This window comes from Pseudomonas sp. MDT1-16 (assembly GCF_054898115.1).
This window is the reverse complement of the sequence record NZ_CM142717.1, coordinates 5,022,970-5,044,941: the sequence shown is the minus strand read 5'-3', so window position 1 is coordinate 5,044,941 and position 21,972 is coordinate 5,022,970. Positions and strand designations below refer to the sequence as shown.

Below are 21,972 nucleotides of genomic sequence, written 5' to 3'. Positions count from 1 at the left end.
CTGAGTAGTAGGAGTAGTGGATGGGTCAGGCAAGTAGTCAGGCGGCGGGCACCGAGCATTCGGCCGCGAAGCCGATCGGCATGCTGGTCGCGGCGGTCGGGGTGGTTTATGGCGATATTGGCACAAGCCCGCTGTACACCCTCAAAGAAGTGTTTTCCGGTCATTATGGTGTACCGGTCGACCATGACGGCGTGTTCGGGATTCTGGCGCTGATTTTCTGGTCGCTGATATGGGTTGTCTCAATCAAATATGTGCTGTTCGTGCTGCGTGCCGACAACCAGGGCGAAGGCGGGATCATGGCCTTGACCGCCCTCGCTCGGCGGGCTGCGGCCGGGCATCCGAAGTTACGCACGTTGCTGGTGGTCTGCGGGCTGATCGGCGCGGCGCTGTTCTATGGCGACAGCATGATCACGCCGGCGATCTCAGTGCTCTCGGCGATTGAAGGCCTGGGGCTGGCATTCGAGGGTATCGACCATTGGGTGGTACCGCTGTCGTTGGTCGTGCTGGTGGCGCTGTTTCTGATACAACGTCACGGCACCGCGCGGATCGGCATTCTGTTCGGGCCGATCATGGTGACCTGGTTTGTCGTGCTGGGGGCGCTGGGTGTCTACGGCATCATGCAGCACCCGGAAGTGTTGCAAGCGATGAACCCGGTCTGGGGCGTGCGCTTCTTCATCGTGCACCCGGGCATGGGGGTGGCGATCCTCGGCGCGGTGGTGCTGGCACTGACCGGTGCCGAAGCGCTGTACGCCGACATGGGGCACTTCGGTCGCAAGCCGATTGCCCGTGCGTGGTTCATCCTCGTGCTGCCGGCGCTGGTGCTGAACTACTTCGGCCAAGGCGCGTTGCTGCTCGGTGACCCGGAAGCGGCGCGTAACCCGTTCTACTTATTGGCTCCGAGCTGGGCGCTGATTCCGTTGGTGGGGTTGTCGACCCTGGCCACGGTCATTGCCTCCCAGGCAGTGATTTCCGGTGCGTTCTCCCTGACTCGTCAGGCGATTCAGCTCGGTTACATACCGCGCATGCACATTCAGCACACCTCCAGTGCCGAACAAGGCCAGATCTACATCGGCGCGGTGAACTGGGCGCTGATGGTCGGCGTCATCCTGTTGGTGCTGGGCTTCGAGTCCTCCGGCGCGCTGGCTGCGGCTTACGGCGTGGCCGTGACGGGCACGATGCTGATGACCACCATTCTGGTGTCGGCGGTGATATTGCTGCTGTGGAAATGGCCTCCGGTCCTCGCGGTTCCGCTATTGCTCGGGTTCCTGTTGGTGGACGGTCTGTACTTCGCTGCCAACGTGCCGAAAATCATTCAGGGCGGGGCGTTCCCGGTGATCGCCGGTATCGTGCTGTTTGTGCTGATGACCACCTGGAAACGCGGCAAGCAATTGCTGGTTGATCGTCTGGACGAAGGTGGATTGCCGCTGCCGATCTTCATCGGCAGTATTCGCGTGCAACCGCCGCATCGCGTTCAGGGCACTGCCGTATTCCTGACCGCGCGGCCGGATGCCGTGCCTCATGCGCTGTTGCACAACCTGCTGCATAACCAGGTGCTGCACGAGCAAGTGGTGTTGCTGACGGTGGTGTACGAAGACATCCCGCGGGTGCCGGCGCAACGGCGTTTCGAGGTTGAATCTCACGGCGAAGGGTTCTTCCGGGTGATCCTGCACTTTGGCTTCGTCGACGAGCCGGACGTGCCGCAAGCGCTGAAGCTGTGTCATCTCGATGACCTGGACTTCAGCCCGATGCGCACCACCTACTTCCTCAGCCGCGAGACGGTCATCGCCTCCAAGCTCGAAGGCATGGCGCGCTGGCGTGAGACGCTGTTTGCCTTCATGTTGCAGAACGCCAACGGCAACCTGCGCTTCTTCAACCTGCCGCTGAACCGGGTGATTGAGTTGGGTACTCAGGTAGAGATGTAAGCCGGATCAAAAAGCCCCCGTTGCCTTGTGGTAGCGGGGGCTTTTTTATGTCTTGTATCTCGGTGCCTTTAATTGCGCTCAGGCAGCTATTTTTTAGATTCGGCCTTTGTGCGAGCAGGTGGCGGCGTCAGCACCTTCACCACATCATCAATCACAGCCTTACTCATTGCCGTCAGATAATGCGCGGCCCAGGCGTGTCGGTCGGTGTCTCGGGCGTAGGCAGCATCTTTAGTCAGCTCCTTGGCAAGGAACAGAAAATCAGAGGCCATGGCTAGCGCATCACCGAGGGGAACGTCTCGACTGACACGGAACAGCGCCTGATTTGAGCAGTAGATGAAGGGGGTGAGGCCGATGGCTTTCAGTTCTGAGGGTGTGGGCGGATTTGTTTTGCTCATTGTTTCGCTCCTTAAAACGAGGAGCTGCCGAATTCGTTACCACACGAATGGGTGGCAGCTGTACGCAGGGTGGTAAACCGGAGGAGCAAAGGAACCGGCAGACCCGAAGGTCTCCCACGCACAGCCGCCATAACACGGGATTACAGACGTAAAAACGCACGAACCGTGATGGGAGCGGTGTTGCACTTTGCCTAGCCGGGTTACCACACCCGATCGCTGAATGGTCAGCGACGTCCGGAGAGTATCCCGTCGAAGAAAAGCGCAACAAGGCATCAAAGTGCCCAAACGCGAGATTCGGAGTTTGCCTACAAGGTCTGCGGGCGTCATCCGATATTTCGACACCTTAAGTAAACATAACTAAACGCGGCGAGCGATTTTACAACTCGCTGGATTTTTGCGTTGTTGCAGCAGACGAATGAAACCGGTGTTGTCACTATCCCGCCTGTTGGCGAATTGGCGGACATCGACAGGTTTCCCAGTGAGATCTGATAAATATCGAAATGACTTGACGGCTCGATATTTCCAATGAGACAAGTGTCCACGTTTTATGGAGTATGGACACTTGGAGTTTTTAGCTTCATGAAGAGTCAAGACATTTTGCTTTTGTTCAAGATGGCCAGCCTGCACGCCCAGGAAGAAAATCTCTTTGGGAAGATGGAATCTGAGTCTAATTCGAACATGGTTGAGGAATTGTTGAAGCCCCAGCAGATAAATCGAATGACGGCAGGGGGGCGAGTGGGGCAGCCGCTAGTCACCTATCCCGCTGATGGTGAAGAAGCTGTATTCCACCGCCAGGAGTTCGACTCATCCTTGGGCGATGAGGATGGGTGGGAAGGGTGGTCGGAGCCTGTACCTTCTCCACCGCTGGCGAGCTGGAGTGAAGGTTACTCGTTGCGTGCGTTATCTGCGTCTCTTGGGCTAAGCAAAAGCGAGGTTTCAAACTCTATAGCTAGGTGTCGTGAGTCCGGAATGCTCACCAATGACTACGACACCGGGCTTCCGAAAGTTAATCGGCGAGAGCTGCTGAAAATCACCGAGCACGCTCTGAAATACTTTTTTCCCGTGAAGCTGGGCGCGATGGTTCGCGGTATTCCAACAGGCTTCGCAGCGCCAGCCCTGTCCAAAAGCATCAAGAGCGCTGGCGGGTTGATTCCGGTTTGGCCTGATGCACTCGGAACTGAGCGTGGTCAGGCGATAGTGCCGCTCTACAAGACCGTGCCGGAAGCGGTGAAGAAGGACAGAACCCTTTATCATTATCTTGCGCTTGCTGATGCGATCCGTCTTGGTGGCCCGAGAGAGTGTGGTGTGGCGGTTAACATTCTAAAGGCAGGGATGGGGCTGAAATAACATGTCATCAAACGCTGATCACAACTATGAGCTCATAGAATTTGTTGCAGAGGGCTTGGGGGAGGCGTTTCTCGCTGAGGTTGCCTTTGTCGGCGGTTGCACCACGGCCATGCTGGTTACTGATGCTGCTGTGCTGGATGACATTCGTTTCACCGATGATGTTGACTTGGTGATCGAGCTGGCAGGCATTAGCGCCTGGCAACATCTCACAGAACGGCTGGCGGCTAAGAATTTCAAGATCACCGGTGAGGATGAAGTCAACTGTCGTTTCCGCTTCAACGACGTCGTCGTTGACGTGATGCCTTCTGACCCAGCTGTTCTCGGATATGCCAATCGTTGGTTCGTGGAAGGGCTGGCGAAGGCTGATAAATTTACGTTGCCCAGCGGTATCGTTATCCAGATCTTTAAACCGACCTACTTTCTTGCCACCAAACTAGAGGCCTTTAGCGGTCGCGGTGAGGGCAACCCCTACCACAAGGACGTCGAAGATATCATCATCTTGATTGATGGTCGTCCAGAGCTTCTGGAGGAAATTAGCCAAGCTGAGTCTGAGCTCAAGGAATTCATCACGGCTGGAATTCGAGAGCTCACGGCGCTCAGTGGTATCGACTACGTGATTGAAAGCTCGGGCTCGGTGCAGGCTAATCCGGGTAGAGGGCGAATCATTCACATGCGCATGAAGGACCTGGGCAACGCATGAGATATGACACCAGATCAGTAATAGGACGGACCAGGAAAGCCAATCATGACTGTGCTGGAGCTCTCTGCGACGGCGACAGAGGGCTGTTCGTCATCACGGACGGTACCTCGAAACCCGGCAGTGGCCAACTGGCAGAATGCTTCGTAAAAGGTGTTTTAGCTGCCTACCCAAAACACATAGATCAGGGGGGCGATATCACTGAGCACGGAGCAGTTGAGCAGGTACTTAGTTCAGTGCTGGCCGAGCTTCACCCCATCTTGTTTGCGGACCAGACAGGGACCACTTGTTACCTGGTCGGTTTCGCTGCTCATGGGAAGCTCACGCTTGCGTATGAGGGGGACTGTTCGTGCGGTGTAGTGACACTGGCAGGTACGATCGAGTGGATTACGCCGCCCCACTGCAAGGCCAATTGGAGGCGCGACCGTTCGCACCGTGAGCTGGCGCAAGATCCGGCTCGAAACTGGGTAACCCGATGCCTGAAGGTTAATCGTGCCCCGGACCCTGACTTTGTTTTTCACCCATTGTCTGTCGGTGCGCGACTGGTGTTCGTAACCGATGGCTTCTGGGCAGAATTGACGGAGTCGCAGCAAAGCAGCTTGCTGGCAGCACCGGATAGCGACTTTATCACTGTTGAAGATGACGTAACGTGGATAGATGTTCAGCTTTAGCCGTGGAAGCACAGAACATCCACATGCAGTCCGGCTAGCTGGTAGCGCTGCATGTTTGTACATGTAAAAAGCCCCCGCAACCGTGAGGTAGCGGGGGCTTTTCGTGTGGGGCTCAGATCACTCCTGAGCCGCCGTCTCCTTCGCTTGACGCTTCTCGATCACATCCACCAAACGCTGCGCCAAAGCCGGGTAATTCTCGTCGAAGTGATGACCGCCAGGCAGTTTCATCGCTTCGCCCACCGCAGTCTTGTCGGTGCAGCCGCTCTCGTCGACTTCTTCTTCACCGTAGATGCACACGACTTTCTCCGGCGGCAGCTTGGCCATTTCCGGGCCGGTGGCGGCTTCTTTGCCGGCGTTGCCGAGCCAGCCTTCGACTTCGATTTCGAAGCTGCCGGTGCGGGCGAAGGCCAGCAGGATGATCGCATCGACCCGTTGCTGTTCCGATGGCTCCAAGCGGTTGTAGATCGCCGGCAGGACGTCGGCGCCGAACGAGTAGCCGGTCAGGATGAAGCGCTTGGTGCCCCATTTCTGCCGGTAGTGCTGCATCAGTTCGGTCAGGTCCAGAGCGCTTTGCTCGGGGCTCTTGTGTTGCCAGTAGTAACGCAAGGTGTCGATGCCGACCACCGGATAGCCGATCTTCGCCATCTCGCCCGCTACGTCGCGGTCAAGGTCGCGCCAGCCGCCGTCACCGGAGAGGAACAGGGTCACGGTGTCCTTGGCTTGGCCGGCGGGCACTTCGACCACCGGGATCTGCAGGCCGCCGGCGGCTTTATCGCCACCAACGAGGAGCTTGCGCAGTTCGTTGTTCAGCACTTGCGGCAGGTTGATGTCGTAGTCGCTGATGCTGGTTTCGGCGTTGGGTTGATCACGTACGAAGCCGGCGCTGGTGTCGTCAGGGTTGTCGTTCCATGCCACCAGCCAGTGACCGTGAGTGGCGCTTTTCGGTAGCAGGTGCGTGCAGCCGGGTTTTTCCAGGGCCAAATCCACCGAGACGGCTTGAGCCTTGACGTCCTTCTGCTCGGACAACCAGCGCCACGCCAGCACGGCGCCAGGGCCGATGCCGCTGACCAGGGTCGCCGGGCCTTTGAGCTCTCTCAGGGCCGATTGTAGGGCGCGACTTTGCAGCAGGCAGTCTTTGGGCAGGATCACCTGAACAATCTGCGCCGAACCGGTGCGGCTCAGGGTCATCAACTGTTTGTCGCTGAGCTTCTGGTCTTCAATGACCGCCACCAGCACCTGGGCGCGTGGCGTGTTACCCGGGATGACACGGGTCATTGCGGCGCCATCGGCCGGGGTCAGCAGTTCGAGTGTCGGTTCGGGCGCCGGGCGTTTCAGGTACCAGTAACCGCCACCGAGAATCAGGGCCAGCACTACCAGTGTGGCCAGTACGTACCGCAAGGAGCGTTGAATCATCAGCGTTTCACCAATCCAGTCAATCCGCCCGCAATCAGGGCAGCAGTGTCGGCCAGGGCAACCAGCGGATCGAGTCCGGCGGGCACGGCCATATAACGGGGTTCCCAGTCAGGCTGGAATTTGTCTTTGAAGCGGCGCAAACCTTGGAAGTTGTAGAGCTGCTCACCACGGCGGAACACCATCGAGCCCAGACGCTGGGTCAGTGGTGCACCACGACGGGGTTGCAACCCCGACAATGGCACCATGCCCAGGCTGAAGCGCGCGTATCCATGATTTTTATAATGTTGAATCAGGCCGACCATCATGAACTCCATGGTCAGCTTGGGGGCGTCCGGGTGCGCGCGCATCAGGTCGAGGCTGGCCAGGTCATGGCCGTAGGTCTCGAGCAGGTTGGCGAACGCCACCGGGCGCCCTTCGAAACGAATCACCGCGACGCGGAAATGCTTGAGGTAGTCATCGCTGAAGCGGCCGAGCGAGAAGCCTTTCTCGCGTACGTTTTTGCCGGTCAGCCAGGCATCGGAAATCACCTTGAGCTCATCCATCGGCGCTTGCCCCGGATCAAAGATCTCCAGCGACAGGCCATCGCGAGTGCCACGGTTCCAGGTGTAGCGCAGGTCTTTCATCTCTTTGCCTTTGGCGTCGAGATCAAAGCGAAGCAGGTCGACCCGGGCTTCTTCGCCGAGCTTGATCGCGGTCAGGCCGATGTCCATGTAGTACGGCAGGTTCTCGGCGCGCACTTGATAGAACACTGGACGGGCGTGGTGGATGTCGCAGAGGTCGCGGAACTGCCAGATCATTTCCGCCCGTTGCTGGGTCGGGCCGATCGGGTCATACAAGGCCACCAGGCTGCGACCGCGGCGGGCGTACATCAGGAACGCTTCGTCGTTGGGGTGAAACAGCAGCGCCTTGTCACCGGTCAGGGCCAGACCGCCATCCGGTTGTGCGGAGGCCATGAGGATCTTTACCGCGCGGTCCAGCTCATCGGGCGTCGGCAGATGGATCACCGGGCGCGCGGTGCGCAGCAGCCAGGTCAGGGACACCACCACCAGCAGGACTGCGGCACCGAGCAGCGAGCGCAAGCCCCGTGGCGCATCAGCATCGAGGGTGAACTGCCACCAGAGCTGGTGGCTGTACGGGACGTCCTGATAAGCGAACAGTAGCAGCCAGATCGACGCACCGAGTACACACAGGCTGGCCACCAGATACAGCGGCGAGAACGGCAGTTCAGTCAGGCGACTGGGGCGATAGAACGAGCTGCGAAAAACACCCAGCAAGCTCGCAGTCAGGGTCAGTAGACACGCTTCTTCCCAGTCGAAACCCTTGAGCAGAGAGAGCAGGGCGCCGACCAGCAACAATATGGTGGTCAGCATCCAGGCGGCCGACAGTCGGCGGCGCAGCCCTTGAGCCAGCAGCAAGCACAGTACGCCAACCAGGCTGGCACCGAAGTGCGAGGCGTCTACGAGTCGATGCGGGATCAGAAAGCCGATGTGTTCCAGCCGGGTGTCGATTTCCGGGGTGACGCCGGAGAACAGCAACACCACGCCGGACAGGAACACCAGCAACGCCAGAATCGGCGCGGCCAGGCCGGACGCCACCCTTAAAGACTGACGCGATTGAAACAGGCGCTGACCTTCGTTGATGAGCAGGAATAAGCAGGCCACCAGCAACGGCAGCACCACATAGATCAGGCGATAGAGCAGCAGGGCGGCAGCGAGTGGCGCGGCGCCGAGTTTGTCGGAGAAGGCGGCCAGCAGAATGGCTTCGAACACCCCGACCCCGCCGGGAACGTGGCTGAGCACACCGGCGGCCAGGGCGAGCAGGTACACCAGCAGGAACGCGCCAAAGGGCGGCGCTTCAGGCAGCAGCAGATAGAGCACGGTTGCCGCGGCGGCGACGTCCAGGGCAGTGATGATCAGTTGCAGGAACGTCAGGCGACGGCCCGGAAGGCGCAAAGTGCGGCGTCCAGCCTTGACCAGCAGGTTGTCGGGATAAGGCTGTTCTGGCAGGCGGCGGCGGTAGATGCCGATGGCCAGCACCGTGAACAGCAGCAGTACGGCCACCGCAATCGCGCCGAGCAACGTCTCGGACAAACCCAGTGCGGCAGAGGCGGCAGGCAGGTTGCTGAGGGTGGCGAGGGCGGCTAGTGGGGGCAGGGCGCAGCCGAGCGAGAGGCTGGCGAACAGCGTCATATGGGCGACTTCAGAAGCTCCCAAGCCATGACGTGCATATAAACGGTAACGAACCGAGCCCCCCGAGAGCATCGAAAGACCAATCGCATTGCCGATGGCGAAGGCGGTGAACCCGCCCAGGGCCAGGATTCGCGGCGCCAGTGTCACGCCCGCGTAGCGGCTGGCCGACCATTCGTAGCCCAGCAGAATGATGAAGCCGGCCACGGTCGCGCCCAGTGCGCCCAGCAATGCCGGTTTCGGAACGTCGAGAATTGAGTCGTGCAGAGCGTACAGATCGAGTTCGCTCAGCAGGTGGCGACAGGCAATCAGCGCGATAGCGAACAACAGCAAAGTGACGGCCAGGCCGATGGGGTGGCGGTATTTGCTGATTCGATCAAGCAAGCGCAGACGCTCGGCCTTGATCGGTTGTGTCGCTGTGACGGTGTCTTGTGGATCAGACGAGTTGGCGCGCATCAATCACCTCTTGGATTGTGCGCGACAGGATGGGGGTATCCAGCCAAGTTACCAATCCCTGTAGAAAAAAATAATCACAAATATTAACGCCCCCCACCGGGTATCGGCGAGGGTGCGTCTTCAGTCGTAGAGGGTTTTGTCTGCGGTTCAGATAGTTCGGGGCTCAGAGTGTGGGTGATGCCGAACGGCTTACTACACAGTGGCAGATCATTGTTGCGAAAGGACTTTTTCAGCAGATACAAAAAAGGCCACTCTTTCGAGTAGCCTTTTTTGATGTTTGGTTGCGGGAGCCGGATTTGAACCGACGACCTTCGGGTTATGAGCCCGACGAGCTACCAGACTGCTCCATCCCGCGTCTGTGTGGCGGCATTCTATAGAGATACGCCTAGGTGTCAACCGTTAATCCTGAATAGGGTCAAATAAGCGTAAATGACCGGCGAACGGTCGTGGGGGGAGACCTAAGTTTCGGAATCAGAATGATTTCTCATTTCTGCGCTGCGCAGGCGAAAGCACTTCATCTGTACAAAACAAGCGCGCACAAAAAAGGCCACTCTTTCGAGTAGCCTTTTTTGATGTTTGGTTGCGGGAGCCGGATTTGAACCGACGACCTTCGGGTTATGAGCCCGACGAGCTACCAGACTGCTCCATCCCGCGTCTGTGTGTCGGCATTCTACAGAGGATCGGCGGGCTGTCAACCTTCAATCCAGAGAAAACCTCTTCCTGTTCAATCGCTTAGCTTGAAAAAAGGGCCGTGTGATCGGCTGAAAGGCCGGTGTGGCAGGGCTTTCAGCTCTATCGGGTGGCGCTTTTCGATTGAAAAAATAAATTCATCTGGCGCTTTTCCTACAAGTGGAAAAGAACATTCTGAGTACTGGTGCTATATACAGGTGTCAGTGAGATACTGCCGATCTGACTCGCCAAGACTCCCTTTCTTCACCATGAACACTGCTTTTATATGACGCAGCGAAAAATCATCCACGTCGATTGTGACTGCTTCTACGCCGCCATCGAGATGCGTGACGACCCGCGCCTGGCCGGTAAACCTCTGGCGGTGGGCGGTTCGGCGGATCGACGTGGCGTGATCGCCACCTGCAATTATGAAGCGCGGGCATATGGGGTGCGCTCGGCCATGTCTTCCGGCCATGCCTTGAAACTGTGCCCGGACCTGACCATCGTCAAGCCGCGCATGGATGCCTATAGAGAAGCCTCGAAGGAAATTCACACGATATTTCGCGATTACACCGACTTGATCGAACCGCTTTCGCTGGATGAGGCCTACCTCGATGTGTCGGAATGCGCGCATTTCGGCGGCAGCGCCACGCGGATCGCCCAAGACATTCGCCGTCGTGTCTCTAATCAACTGCACATCACCGTTTCGGCTGGCGTAGCACCGAACAAGTTTTTGGCCAAGATCGCCAGCGACTGGAAGAAGCCCAACGGCTTGTTCGTCATCACGCCGGATCAGGTCGAGGATTTTGTCAGTGGTTTGCCGGTGAGTAAGCTGCACGGCGTTGGCAAAGTGACCGCAGACAAACTGGGCAAGCTTGGCATCGTCGATTGCTCGCATCTGCGCGAATGGGACAAGTTGGCGCTTGTGCGGGAATTCGGCAGCTTCGGCGAGCGACTCTGGAGCCTGGCTCGTGGGATCGATGACCGATTGGTGCACAACGACAGTCGCCGGCAGTCGATCAGTGTCGAAAACACCTACGACGTGGACCTGCCGGATCTGGTGAGCTGCCTTGATAAGTTGCCCGAGTTGCTGGAAACCCTCGCCGGCCGCATGGCGCGGATCGACAGCAGCTATCGGCCGGGCAAGCCGTTCGTCAAAGTGAAATTCCATGACTTCACTCAGACCACTCTGGAGCAGGCCGGGGCAGGGCGGGATTTGGGGAGTTATCAGTTGTTGCTGACCCAGGCGTTCAATCGCGGCGGCAAACCGGTGCGTTTGTTGGGGATTGGAGTGCGGCTGGAGGATTTGCGGGGTGGCTTTGAGCAGATGGAGTTGTTTGAGCGGTAGATTTCGGTGAGTGTCAAGGCCTCTTCGCGGGCAAGCCTCGCTCCTACGGATTTGTGTCGTGCGCGATACCGCGTTCAACCCAAATCTGTAGGAGCGAGGCTTGCCCGCGAAGCTTTTCCGGGTTTAATTCGGTCCCGGATCCGCTACCAGTCGCCCGGCATCCTTGGTCAACGACTTGAGGAATTCGGTCTGCAACTCAGGATCGTTGCGCGTCAGTTCGATCAGGCTCTGTTCCAGCTCGGTGGCTTCTTCTTCCAGACCCAGTTCCGACAGACGTTTGACCCGGTGTACCCACTGGCTCACTTCGTCGTCTTCGAGGTCGTCGTAAATCAGGCTGTGAGCTTCGAGCAGCTTGCCACGCAAGGAACTGCTGATCGCCAGGGACGAATCGGTGTGCACATCGTCCTGGGCGTCTTCGACGCTGATCAGCAGTCGGCTCAGATGATTGATGTCATGTTCGGCGAACGGGCTGTCCAGCAGGTTCACGCGCAATACGCCGTTTTTGTCGGTGCTCAGATCGAACGTTTCTTTGCCAGCCTTGACCTCAACCGGTCGCTCGCTCCATGGCAGGCTCGAGTATTCGGTGCGCTTGTCGAGCTGGACCTCGTCGATTCCCGCCAGGTTCTGCTGCGCGCGACCATGAGACTGCACGTTCATGAACGGGTTGAGCCCGGCGAAACCGTAGCTCAACCAATCTTTCGTCACACTGTCCGGCAGGTTGCCGAGAGTGAACACGTTGACCACGTTCGCGCCGACACCGGCGACCACGGCCACCGCACCCAGCGGGATCTCGTAAGCCTCGCGCCAGGGTTGGTAAGGTGTGTAGCGGTCGTAGTGGCGGGTGACTTCGAATTCGGTGACTTCGAAAGTCTTCTGCTCGTGGATCTTCACCCGACGTTGCGGCAGCTCAAGCACCTTTGGCTCGCCGACATCGATCTGCAGGCTGTGATCGAGCAATTTGCGCTCGACACGTTCCTCGTGCTCGCTGCGTTGCGACATGTGATTGGCACAGCCGCTGACCAGCAGGGCGCCGCACAGGGCGGCACCACCGAGGCCTAAGGTGTTTCGCTTGAACATGACTTCTCTATCTGGTGTCAGCGGCGGATACGGGTTTGGAGGAAGGACAGTACGTCGGCGACCGGCAGCGCTTGCGCTTCGGGTTCGGTGCGACTCTTGTACTCCAGATTGCCTTCGGCGAGACCGCGGTCACTGACCACGATCCGGTGAGGAATGCCGATCAGCTCCATGTCCGCGAACTTGATGCCCGGGCTGGTTTTTTTGTCGCGGTCGTCCAGCAGTACTTCGAAACCGGCTGCAGTGAGTTCTGCATACAGCTTGTCGGTGGCTTCGCGAACCTGTTCGGTTTCGTAGCGCAGCGGTACCAGAGCGATCTGGAACGGAGCCAGCGTGTCGCTCCAGATGATCCCGTTGGCATCGTTGCCCTGCTCGATCGCCGCCGCCACCACGCGTGAAACGCCGATGCCGTAGCAACCCATTTGCAGGGTGACTGGCTTGCCGTTGTCGCCTAGCACTTCGCACTTCATCGCTTTGCTGTACTTGTCGCCCAGCTGGAAAATGTGCCCGACTTCGATGCCGCGCTTGATTTCCAGGGTGCCTTTGCCGTCCGGGCTTGGGTCGCCGGCGACGACGTTGCGCAGGTCAGCAACAGTCGGAACCGGCAGATCGCGCTCCCAGTTCACACCGAAGTAGTGCTTGTCGTCGATGTTCGCGCCGATACCGAAGTCGCTCATCAGCTCGACGGAACGGTCGATGATGATTGGCAGTGGCAGGTTCAACGGGCCGAGGGAGCCGGCGCCAGCGCCAATGGCGTCGCGCAGTTCGGCTTCGGACGCCATGACCAGCGGGCTGGCAACGCCAGGCTGGTTGGCGGCCTTGATTTCGTTCAGCTCGTGGTCGCCACGGATGATCAGGGCAATCAGCTTGCCTTGCTCTTCAGCGTGAACCACCAGGGTCTTGATGGTCTTTTCGATCGGCAGGTTGAAGCCTTCGACCAGTTGCGCGATGGTCTTGGCGTTCGGCGTGTCGACCAGGCGCAGCGCTTCGCTCGGTGCGGCGCGGGAAGTTTCGCGCGGCACGGCTTCGGCTTTCTCGATGTTCGCGGCGTAGTCGGAGCCGTTGCTGAAGGCGATATCGTCTTCGCCGGACTCGGCCAGCACGTGGAACTCGTGGGAACCGGCACCGCCGATGGAGCCGTTGTCGGCCTCAACCGGGCGGAACTTCAGGCCCAGGCGGGTGAACACGTTGCAATACGCTTGGTGCATGCGGTCGTAGGTGACCTGCAGCGATGGCTGGTCAGCGTGGAAAGAGTAGGCGTCCTTCATGATGAATTCGCGACCGCGCATCAAGCCGAAGCGTGGGCGAATTTCGTCACGGAATTTGGTCTGGATCTGGTACAGGTTGATCGGCAGCTGTTTGTAGCTGCTCAACTCGTTGCGCATCAGGTCGGTGATCACTTCTTCGTGAGTCGGACCGGCGCAGAAGTCGCGACCGTGGCGATCCTTGAAGCGCAACAATTCAGGGCCGTATTCTTCCCAGCGACCGGATTCCTGCCACAGCTCAGCCGGTTGGGTGCTCGGCATCAACACTTCGAGAGAGCCAGCGGCGTTCATTTCTTCACGAACGACGGCTTCGACCTTGCGCATCACTCGCAAGCCCATCGGCAGCCAGGTGTACAGGCCCGAGGCAAGTTTGCGGATCATGCCGGCGCGCAGCATCAGCTGGTGGCTGATCACGACCGCGTCGGAAGGCGTTTCTTTCTGTGTGGCGAGCAAAAATTGACTGGTGCGCATGGTTGGCCGTTGTCGGTTGCTGATGACGAGAAATGACGGAACATTGTACGGGCGAGATCTGCTGGCGTACAGGCGTGCGGTCGGCGGTGTGGCAGGAGGGCGGGAATCGCCGCACCCTCTGCGATGCTTCCTTTGTTACGAGCCTATGATTCTTCCGCGATCTGGGTCGGAACCGGTTCTGGCGTTGGTGTCGGACCTGCACGACGGCTCTCCTGGAACCAGTGCAAGGCGATCAACAGCAAGGTCGGCACGCCTAACAGGGCGGTGATCAGGAAGAAGTTTTGATAGCCGAACTTCTCCACCATGACACCTGAGTAACCGCCGATCAGGCGTGGCAGCAGAAGCATGATCGAGCTGAGCAGGGCGTACTGGGTGGCCGAGAATTTGAGGTTGGTCAGGCTCGACAGGTAGGCGACGAACGCCGAGGTCGCCAGGCCCGAGCTGAAGTTGTCCAGGGAGATGGTGCCAATCAGCATGTTCAGGTTGGCGCCCATGTCGGCGAGCATCAGGAACAGCAGGTTGGTGCCGGCCGACGTGATGCCGCCGATGAATAGAATCGGAAGGATGCCAAAGCGCACGATCAGCAGGCCGCCCATGCCGGCGCCAACCAAAGTCATGATCAGGCCAAAGATCTTGCTGACGCTGGCAATCTGATCCTTGGTGAAGCCCTGATCGATGTAGAACACGTTGGCCATCACCCCCATGACCGTGTCGGACATCCGATAGGTGGCGATCAGCCCGAGCAGCAAAAACGCCTGCCAGCGGTACCGCAGAATAAAGTCGTTGATCGGCGTCAGCACCGGCGCCAGGCCGCGGCGTCCAATGGCCGACAGGCATATAGCCGTGAGTGTGGTGTAGAGGATTGCCCGCAGGAGCGCGCGGTCTTCGAGCAGCAGGTCGAGCAGGCTCACGCCTTCGAATAGCACGCTGGCGAAATCGGTGTTGTACAACTGGGTGAACATGGCCGGCACGGAAACCAGCAACACGATCAGCACAAACACCGATGCCAGTTGATGCACAAAGCTGTAGCGCCCGGCCTGAAGCTGGGTGCGCAGCGGCACCGGCGGTTCGCGCATGAAAAAGGAGGTCAGCAGCGCCGGAACCATCAAGGCGCCGAAAAGTATGTAAGTGCCGGCCCATGCCGAATGCTTATAGTTGAAACCGGTGGAACCGAAGCCTTCAGCGAAGAACAGGGCGCCGGCGGTGGCCAGTAGCGCTGCGATCCGATAACCGGCCATGTAACTGGCGGCCAGCGCTGCCTGGCGGCTGTCGTCGGCAATTTCCAGGCGATAGGCGTCGACCGCGATGTCTTGAGTCGCCGAGGAGAAGGCGACGACTACGGCGATAGCGATCAGCCAGGACAAATGCTTTTGCGGGTCGCAGAAACCCATCCCGATCAGACCGAGGATGACCAGTGCCTGGGAAAGCACCAACCAGGAACGTCGTCGACCGAGCTTGCCGAGCAATGGCAGGCGCCATTGGTCGAGCAGCGGTGACCAGACCCACTTAAAGGCATAGGCCAGGCCGATCAGGCTTGCATAGCCGATGGTTTCGCGAGCCACGCCGGCTTCGCGCAGCCAGACCGAAAGTGTCGAAAACACCAGCATGTAGGGCAGGCCGGCGGCGAAACCAAGCAGCAACAGTACGAGCGTCGAAGGGCTGGCATAGGCGGCGAGCGCGGCGCGCCATGTTTTACGGGGCATGGGCTGAAGTCTGCCTCAAGAAATACGGAAACAAAGCGCGCACTCTAACCGCTGTGCTCTACCGGGCGCCAGCCATGGCGCTGAATATCAACACGATTGTTCAGGATACTGATGCCCTCCAGGCGCAAACGCGCGCGTTGTTCATCCCCCGAAGGGTTGCCTACCGGCAGGCTGATACGCCCGCCGGCACCGAGCACACGATGCCAGGGTAATTTGCTGTCACCCGGCAGTTGGCTCAATGTCCGCCCGACGAAGCGGGCGGCGCGACCCAATCCCGCCAGCTCGGCAAGCTGCCCGTAACTCACGACTTTGCCCTCGGGGACTTGGGCCAGCGTCAGGTAGAGCGCCGTGCGTCGGATTTGCGCCGGACTATCGGTTTCAGTGGTTGAGTCGGTCACGTCCGCAGTTCCTGAAAAAAAGTTCGCATTACCGTCTGTAGAGTAAATCCTGGATCACCCATTGAGAAAGGAACTCAATAGAATTAGTCGGGTCAGTCCTTGCTAGGGTCTTATTCCTACGGATAATGCCGACTTTTTTTCGCAAATTTGAGCCTGTATTTGCTTATGTTGTCCAGAACCCTGCTGTGCCTCGCTGTCGCCAGTGCTTCTACACCCTTACTCGCCGATACCGTCTGGTTGAAGAACGGTGACAAGCTGAGCGGCAAGATCACCGTTTTCGATGGCGGCAAGCTGTTGATCCAGACCGAATACGCCGGTGCCGTCCCGATCGACTGGAAGCAGGTTAAAACCCTGGAAAGTGATCAGCAGTTGCTGGTCAAGCAGGATGCCTACACGGGCGAAAAGGCCAAGGCGCTGCATGCGGCAGATGACGGCAAGGTCACCTTGGCCAATGGCGACGCTCCCAAGACCGTCGAGCTGGCCAGTATTCAGCAGATTCTCAAGCCAAAACCGGTGGTCGAGGATCTGGTGTGGAAGGGGAATGTCGACGCGGCGCTTGATTATCAGCGGGCCGAAAAAGACACCGATGACTACGACATCGACTTCAAAACCACTGCGCGCCATGGCCGGTGGCGGCACACGGCGGAAGGCGAGTACAACCGCGAGTTCCAGGATGACGTAGTCACCACGGACAACTGGCGGGGCGAGTACTCCCTTGACCGCTTCCTGACCGAGAAATGGTTCTGGCAAGGTCGGGCGGTCTATAAACGCGACAAGGTTGAAGACCTTTCCCGCCAGCGCACGGTCGGTACGGGCCCTGGTTACCAGTTCTGGGACGACGAGTTGGGCGCATTCTCCTTGGGCTCGCTGGTCAACCGCACGGACTATGAGTTCGCCGACGGCGGCAAAGAAAACTTCTATTCCCTGGCGATGAAATGGGATTACAACCGCTACCTGATCGGCAAGAAGGTGGAGTTCTTCACCAACGGAGAAGTTGGCAAGCCTCTGTCGGGTGTGGCCGACTACGCCCTCGATGCCGAGATCGGGCTGCGTTACAAGGTGACGGATTGGGCGTCGCTTAACCTGAAGGCCGAGCGAGACATTATCAGCGGTACCGACGATGCCGATCTGGACAAGACCCGCTACACCGCAGGGTTTGGCGTGGCCTGGTAAGACGCAAAAAATCGCAGCCACGGGCTGCGATTTTTTTTGCCTGCAAAACAGGCAGGCACAAAAAAGCCCCGCTTTTGAGGGCGGGGCTTTTTACTAAAGCAAGTACAAGTTAGATAACTTGAACTTCTTCAGCTTGCATGCCTTTCTGACCGCGGGTAGCGATGAAAGAAACCTGTTGGCCTTCTTTCAGGCTTTTGAAGCCGTCGGATTGGATAGCTTTGAAGTGAACGAACAGGTCGTCACCGGATTGTGGAGTGATGAAGCCGAAGCCTTTTTCATCGTTGAACCACTTAACGGTACCAGTTTGGCGATTAGACATGGTGTAACTCCTTGAACAAAGATAACTGCGACGCAGGAAGAACCCTGGCCGAGACTGAGTGCAAAGAGCAGGAAAAATTCTTGTAGATGGTTGGATCGAAATTCAACATATCGTGTAGAGATTCTCAGTGACACAAGCAGCACAGTGGCGCCACCTTAACCCTTTTTCCGGAACGTGCCAATGCTTCCTGCGAAGGTTTCTCTGTTTTCATGACTGACGGTGCACCCGATTGCGGCGAAGGGCCAGATTTCACGGGGGATTGCCGAGAATTGTGTGCCCCGGACTTTGAACCCGAAGCGCGCGCCCGGTAAGATGCCGGACAGATTTTTTCCACCTCGCTATTCAGGACACCCGCCATGAGCATCAAATCGGACAAGTGGATTCGCCGCATGGCGCAAGAGCACGGCATGATCGAGCCCTTCGTAGAGCGCCAGGTGCGCGGCGAAGGCGCCGACCGAGTGATTTCCTACGGCGTGTCGAGCTATGGCTACGACGTACGTTGCGCCGATGAATTCAAAGTGTTCACCAACATCAATTCGGCGACCGTTGATCCGAAGAACTTCGACGAGAAGAGCTTCGTCGACGTCAAGAGCGATGTCTGCATCATCCCGCCAAACTCCTTTGCCTTGGCGCGCACCGTGGAATTCTTCCGTATTCCGCGCAATGTGCTGACTATCTGCCTGGGTAAAAGCACCTACGCTCGTTGCGGCATTATCGTCAACGTGACACCGCTTGAGCCTGAGTGGGAAGGCCACGTGACCCTTGAATTCTCTAATACCACCACGTTGCCGGCAAAAATTTACGCCAACGAAGGTGTGGCTCAGATGCTGTTCTTCGAATCCGACGAAGAGTGCGAAGTGTCCTACAAGGACCGTGGCGGCAAGTATCAGGGCCAGCGCGGCGTCACCCTGCCACGCACCTGATCGGTTTGTCTGGCAAGTCGTGGGAATTCTTGAGCGAGTAGACACTCTATTGGGTGTACTGCCCGGTCCGCGCAATGCGGACGGGGCCATCGCTCAGGAGTGCTCTATGAAGATCGATCCGCGAATAAGTGCCGAACTGGCAAAGCTTGAGCCCAATCAGGTTGGCGTTTTGGCCTGGTCCTTGTTGGCACATCCACCCATCAGCATGGCAGGGGGCATCCCCGGTCAGCCTGATCCCGATACGCCCAACGAACAACCTACCGAGCCCGGTGAGCCCACCCTGCCGGATGAGCCGCCTCCCGCGCCTGTAGCCTGATCTGTTGCTGAAATGAATGGCCAGTCAGCTGATGTCCTTAAAGACTTCAGCTGACTGGCCATATTTCATTGGCGCCGATGACAAAAATCCTACAGCTATCGTCCCGTTCGACTTGATATCCGCCGGTGAATGCGCCGAAGGCCGGTAGCAGGCTAATTTCCATACCGAGCCTGAAACACGCCAGCCGCAGACTCTGCCGTCCCCGGCCGTTCAGCCGAAAAACCGGGTGCACATGGCCTGCGATTACGTGCCGGCCTGGGTGCGGGTCGGGTTCATGCTGCAAGGCAAACGGCCCCAGCAGCAACGGCTCGGGCACCACACGAATGTTTAACGAGGCCGGCGGATCACCCGCTCGCCTGTCGTGGTTGCCGCGGATCAGTGTCATAGGCAAATCGCGGTGTCGGGCGCGCCATCCAGCCAAGGCGTTTAGTGTGGCCGTTGCGTGGGAACCGGGGCCGTGAAGAAAATCCCCGAGGAAAATCAGCTGATGGCAGGGCAGGGCGGCCAGTATCCCGTCCAGCACGGCAATGTTGCTGGCGGTGGTGCCGTGAGGCACGGGTTGGCCGAGGCTTCGATAGGCCGCAGCCTTGCCGAAATGCACGTCGGCAATCAGCAGCGCTTGTTGGGCGGGCCAGTAGATGGCTTTTTCTGGCAGCAGCCACAGTTCTTCGCCAGCCAATTGCACGGGATAGGGCGTATTCATCTGGCTTTCCCGGTTCCGGCGGTTTTTTCTAGATCCGTGACCATGCGCCTGATGCGATCCGCGAGTTTTTCCGAACTCATGCTTTCCCGCATGCGCTCCACCAGCAGCGGAAACCCGAGCGGCGTAGGACGTTTGATGTGATGCAGGTCCAGTTTCAATCGGTTGATCCGCTCCAGCGTCTGTTTCAGTCGATGAGTATCCAATTCCTCCCGTAGGACTTCTTCCCCTGCCTGGGCCAGTAGCAGATTCCCCGCGTCGTATTGCTTGAACACTTCGAAGAACAACCCGCTCGAGGCCTGAACCTGGCGGGTGCTTTTCGGTGCGCCGGGGTAGCCGGCAAACACCAGCCCGGCAATTCGTGCGATTTCCCGAAAACGGCGAAGCGCGAGTTCACCGGCATTCAGACTGGCGAGCACGTCCCTGAGCAGATGCTCCGGACTTAATAGTCCGGGGTGCAGAGGGTCGGACCAATCCACACAGGTAGCGCTGAGCAATTCCAGCCCGTAATCATTCACCGCCATAGAAAACGTCACCGCCTGCTGCTGACTGACCCGCCATGCCAACAAGCTCGCCAACCCCAGATGTACCTGGCGCCCGGCGAATGGATAGAGGAAAAGGTGCCAGCCTTCGCGTGATTTCAGCGTTTCGGCCAGCAAAGTGTCCGAAGTCGGTAGCCCGGACCAGCGTTGTTGCACCTCTAAAAGTGGGCGCAGCGCCTGCATTTCCGGCCCAGCGAACTCGCCCTGCGCCGCCGCACTAAAGCGCGCGACCACCGCATCGGCCAACTCGCTGGACAATGGCATGCGCCCGCCATTCCAGCGCGGCACCGCAGCTTTTTTCGCGATGCTGCGTTTTACATAGGCGGTCATGTTTTCCACCCGCACCAACTCCAGCAAGCGCCCCGCGAACAGAAAACCGTCGCCGGGCTTGAGCCGTGCGATAAAACCTTCCTCGACGCTGCCCAATTGCTTGCCGCCGCCACCCTTGCTCCAGAACTTCAACTGAATGCTCGCGTCGCTGACGATGGTGCCAATGCTCAGGCGATGTCGGCGGGCCAATCGCGCATCGGGTACGCGCCAGACACCGTGTTCATCCGGTTCGACCCGGCGATAATCCGGATAAGCCGTCAGGGAAAGTCCGCCGTGGCGTACGAAAGCCAACGCCCAAGTCCAGTCCGTTGGCGTAAGGTCGCGATAAGCCCAGGCGCCGCGGACTTCCTCGTACAACTCATCGGGCAGAAAACCACCCCCCAGCGCCATGCTGACCAGATGCTGAACGAGCACATCCAGCGGTTTACAGGGTGACTCGCGTGGTTCAATTCGCCGTTGTGCTACGGCGTCCCGTGCCGCAGCGGCCTCGATCAGTTCGAGGCTATGCGTTGGCACCAGCGTCACCCGCGAAACCCGCCCCGGTGCATGACCGGAACGCCCCGCACGCTGCATCAGTCGCGCCACGCCTTTGGCCGAACCGATTTGCAGCACGCGTTCCACTGGCAGGAAGTCCACCCCCAAATCCAGACTGGACGTGCAGACAACGGCTTTGAGCTGACCTTCCTTGAGGGCGCGCTCGACCCAGTCACGCGTGTCTCGTGACAGTGAGCTGTGATGCAGGGCAATCAATCCAGCCCAATCGGGGCGCGCCTCCAATAGGGCTTGATACCAGATCTCCGATTGCGCACGGGTGTTGGTGAACACCAGGCTGCTGGGGCTGGAATCGATCTCGGCGATGACCTGCGGCAACATCTTCAGCCCGATGTGCCCGGCCCATGGAAATCGCTCGGTGGCGGGCGGTAGCAGCGTATCGACGTGTAGTTTTTTATGGGTTTGGCCCTGGACGCTGATGCCAGCGCCCTGTGGGATTAATACCTGTTCGGCGTGGGCCTGATTTCCCAGGGTCGCGGAAACGCCCCAGACAATCAGCTCAGGATGCCAGCGGCGCAAACGGGCAAGGGCCAGTTGCAGTTGCACGCCGCGCTTGTTGCCCAACAGTTCGTGCCATTCGTCGACCACCACCATGCGCAGGGTCGACAGCGCCGTTTGTGCGTCAGCACGGGCGAGCATCAGGGTGAGACTTTCCGGGGTAGTGATTAACGTGGTGGGCAATCGTCGACGCTGACGCGCACGTTCGCTACTGCTGCTATCGCCGGTTCGCAGGCCGACGCTCCACGGAATCTGCAGGTCGTGTAGCGGGGTTTCCAGTGCGCGAGCGGTGTCGGCAGCCAGCGCGCGCATGGGCGTTATCCACAGCACCGTCAACGGGTCGGCAACCGTTTCTCGTTTACGAGGTTGTTCAACACAAGAGGCGTAGCGATTAAGCGCGCCAAACCAGACGGCATAGGTTTTACCGGCGCCGGTACTGGCATGCAGCAACCCGGACTCACCGCGTTTAACTGCCGACCACACGTGTTTCTGAAAGACGAACGGCTTCCAGCCGCGAGCGGTGAACCATTGTTTTGCGAAGTCGGAGGAGGTTCCCATGCCGGCCGTGTGCGCTCTGAAAGTCTTCTTTCAGTGACCACGCCGG

General features: G+C 58.8%; 17 protein-coding genes and 2 tRNA genes. 7 read left to right on the top strand and 12 right to left on the bottom strand.

Translation table 11 applies throughout. The features are described 5' to 3' along the window. Positions 1-20 precede the first annotated feature (20 nt). Positions 21-1,922, top strand: coding sequence for a potassium transporter Kup (locus ACYZT3_RS23195; protein WP_462030849.1), 1,902 nt, complete (start codon positions 21-23; stop codon positions 1,920-1,922). 86 nt (positions 1,923-2,008) lie between these two features. On the opposite strand, the gene ACYZT3_RS23190 is transcribed toward ACYZT3_RS23195, so the two are convergent. Beyond that, positions 2,009-2,317 (bottom strand): DUF3077 domain-containing protein, encoded by a 309-nt coding sequence (locus ACYZT3_RS23190; RefSeq protein ID WP_462030848.1) that lies wholly within the window; start codon positions 2,315-2,317, stop codon positions 2,009-2,011. 579 nt (positions 2,318-2,896) lie between these two features. Here ACYZT3_RS23190 and ACYZT3_RS23185 point away from each other — a divergent pair. Together ACYZT3_RS23185 and ACYZT3_RS23180 are read left to right on the top strand one after the other, a co-directional pair. Further along, positions 2,897-3,664, top strand: a complete 768-nt coding sequence (locus ACYZT3_RS23185) for a MarR family transcriptional regulator (RefSeq protein WP_462030847.1) — start codon at positions 2,897-2,899, stop codon at positions 3,662-3,664. Position 3,665: 1 nt separating this feature from the next. Then, entirely contained in the window at positions 3,666-4,364 is a 699-nt protein-coding gene (locus ACYZT3_RS23180) for a hypothetical protein (RefSeq protein WP_282376903.1), read from the top strand. Between the two features lie 785 nt (positions 4,365-5,149). Here ACYZT3_RS23180 and ACYZT3_RS23175 read toward each other — a convergent pair. The 4 genes from ACYZT3_RS23175 to ACYZT3_RS23160 all read right to left on the bottom strand — a co-directional run bounded on the left by ACYZT3_RS23175 (position 5,150) and on the right by ACYZT3_RS23160 (position 9,741). Next, positions 5,150-6,445: a virulence factor family protein gene (locus ACYZT3_RS23175; protein WP_462030846.1), complete on the bottom strand. Its 1,296-nt coding sequence runs from the start codon at positions 6,443-6,445 to the stop codon at positions 5,150-5,152. After that, positions 6,445-9,087 (bottom strand): bifunctional lysylphosphatidylglycerol flippase/synthetase MprF, encoded by a 2,643-nt coding sequence (mprF, locus tag ACYZT3_RS23170; protein WP_282376901.1) that lies wholly within the window; start codon positions 9,085-9,087, stop codon positions 6,445-6,447. The genes ACYZT3_RS23175 and mprF overlap by 1 nt, the downstream gene beginning before the upstream one ends. Positions 9,088-9,365: 278 nt before the next feature. Then, positions 9,366-9,442, bottom strand: a tRNA-Met gene (locus tag ACYZT3_RS23165). A 222-nt stretch (positions 9,443-9,664) separates the two neighbouring features. Then, positions 9,665-9,741, bottom strand: a tRNA-Met gene (locus ACYZT3_RS23160). Between the two features lie 301 nt (positions 9,742-10,042). Between ACYZT3_RS23160 and dinB the strand changes: the two genes are divergently transcribed. Further along, positions 10,043-11,104 carry a DNA polymerase IV gene (gene dinB / locus ACYZT3_RS23155; RefSeq protein ID WP_462030845.1) on the top strand — a complete coding sequence of 354 codons (1,062 nt, stop codon included), beginning with the start codon at positions 10,043-10,045 and terminating at the stop codon, positions 11,102-11,104. 123 nt (positions 11,105-11,227) lie between these two features. Here the strand turns inward: dinB and ACYZT3_RS23150 are convergent, their stop codons facing one another. The 4 genes from ACYZT3_RS23150 to ACYZT3_RS23135 form a co-directional block, all read right to left on the bottom strand. Further along, the gene (locus ACYZT3_RS23150; protein WP_282376898.1) at positions 11,228-12,181 is read right to left on the bottom strand and encodes a hypothetical protein; all 954 of its coding nucleotides are present in this window, start codon (positions 12,179-12,181) and stop codon (positions 11,228-11,230) included. A 17-nt stretch (positions 12,182-12,198) separates the two neighbouring features. Beyond that, positions 12,199-13,914: a proline--tRNA ligase gene (locus ACYZT3_RS23145; RefSeq protein ID WP_462030844.1), complete on the bottom strand. Its 1,716-nt coding sequence runs from the start codon at positions 13,912-13,914 to the stop codon at positions 12,199-12,201. 143 nt (positions 13,915-14,057) lie between these two features. Next, on the bottom strand, positions 14,058-15,617 hold the full coding sequence (locus ACYZT3_RS23140) for an AmpG family muropeptide MFS transporter (protein WP_282376896.1): 1,560 nt from the start codon (positions 15,615-15,617) through the stop codon (positions 14,058-14,060). 44 nt (positions 15,618-15,661) lie between these two features. Beyond that, positions 15,662-16,015, bottom strand: a complete 354-nt coding sequence (locus ACYZT3_RS23135) for an MGMT family protein (protein WP_462030843.1) — start codon at positions 16,013-16,015, stop codon at positions 15,662-15,664. Between the two features lie 165 nt (positions 16,016-16,180). On the opposite strand from ACYZT3_RS23135, the gene ACYZT3_RS23130 reads away from it, so the two are divergent. Further along, positions 16,181-17,188: a DUF481 domain-containing protein gene (locus tag ACYZT3_RS23130; protein ID WP_282376894.1), complete on the top strand. Its 1,008-nt coding sequence runs from the start codon at positions 16,181-16,183 to the stop codon at positions 17,186-17,188. Positions 17,189-17,297: 109 nt separating this feature from the next. On the opposite strand, the gene ACYZT3_RS23125 is transcribed toward ACYZT3_RS23130, so the two are convergent. Further along, positions 17,298-17,507, bottom strand: a complete 210-nt coding sequence (locus tag ACYZT3_RS23125) for a cold-shock protein (RefSeq protein WP_002554837.1) — start codon at positions 17,505-17,507, stop codon at positions 17,298-17,300. Positions 17,508-17,863: 356 nt separating this feature from the next. Here ACYZT3_RS23125 and dcd point away from each other — a divergent pair, with 356 nt between their 5' ends. Both dcd and ACYZT3_RS23115 read left to right on the top strand, forming a co-directional pair. Continuing rightward, on the top strand, positions 17,864-18,430 hold the full coding sequence (gene dcd / locus ACYZT3_RS23120; RefSeq protein WP_282376893.1) for a dCTP deaminase: 567 nt from the start codon (positions 17,864-17,866) through the stop codon (positions 18,428-18,430). A 106-nt stretch (positions 18,431-18,536) separates the two neighbouring features. After that, positions 18,537-18,746: a hypothetical protein gene (locus ACYZT3_RS23115; protein WP_282376892.1), complete on the top strand. Its 210-nt coding sequence runs from the start codon at positions 18,537-18,539 to the stop codon at positions 18,744-18,746. 46 nt (positions 18,747-18,792) lie between these two features. Here ACYZT3_RS23115 and pdeM read toward each other — a convergent pair whose 3' ends face one another. After that, positions 18,793-19,449 carry a ligase-associated DNA damage response endonuclease PdeM gene (gene pdeM, locus ACYZT3_RS23110; RefSeq protein ID WP_282376891.1) on the bottom strand — a complete coding sequence of 219 codons (657 nt, stop codon included), beginning with the start codon at positions 19,447-19,449 and terminating at the stop codon, positions 18,793-18,795. Beyond that, positions 19,446-21,926: a ligase-associated DNA damage response DEXH box helicase gene (locus tag ACYZT3_RS23105; protein WP_462030842.1), complete on the bottom strand. Its 2,481-nt coding sequence runs from the start codon at positions 21,924-21,926 to the stop codon at positions 19,446-19,448. Before ACYZT3_RS23105 ends, pdeM begins: the two co-directional genes overlap by 4 nt. Positions 21,927-21,972 lie beyond the last annotated feature (46 nt).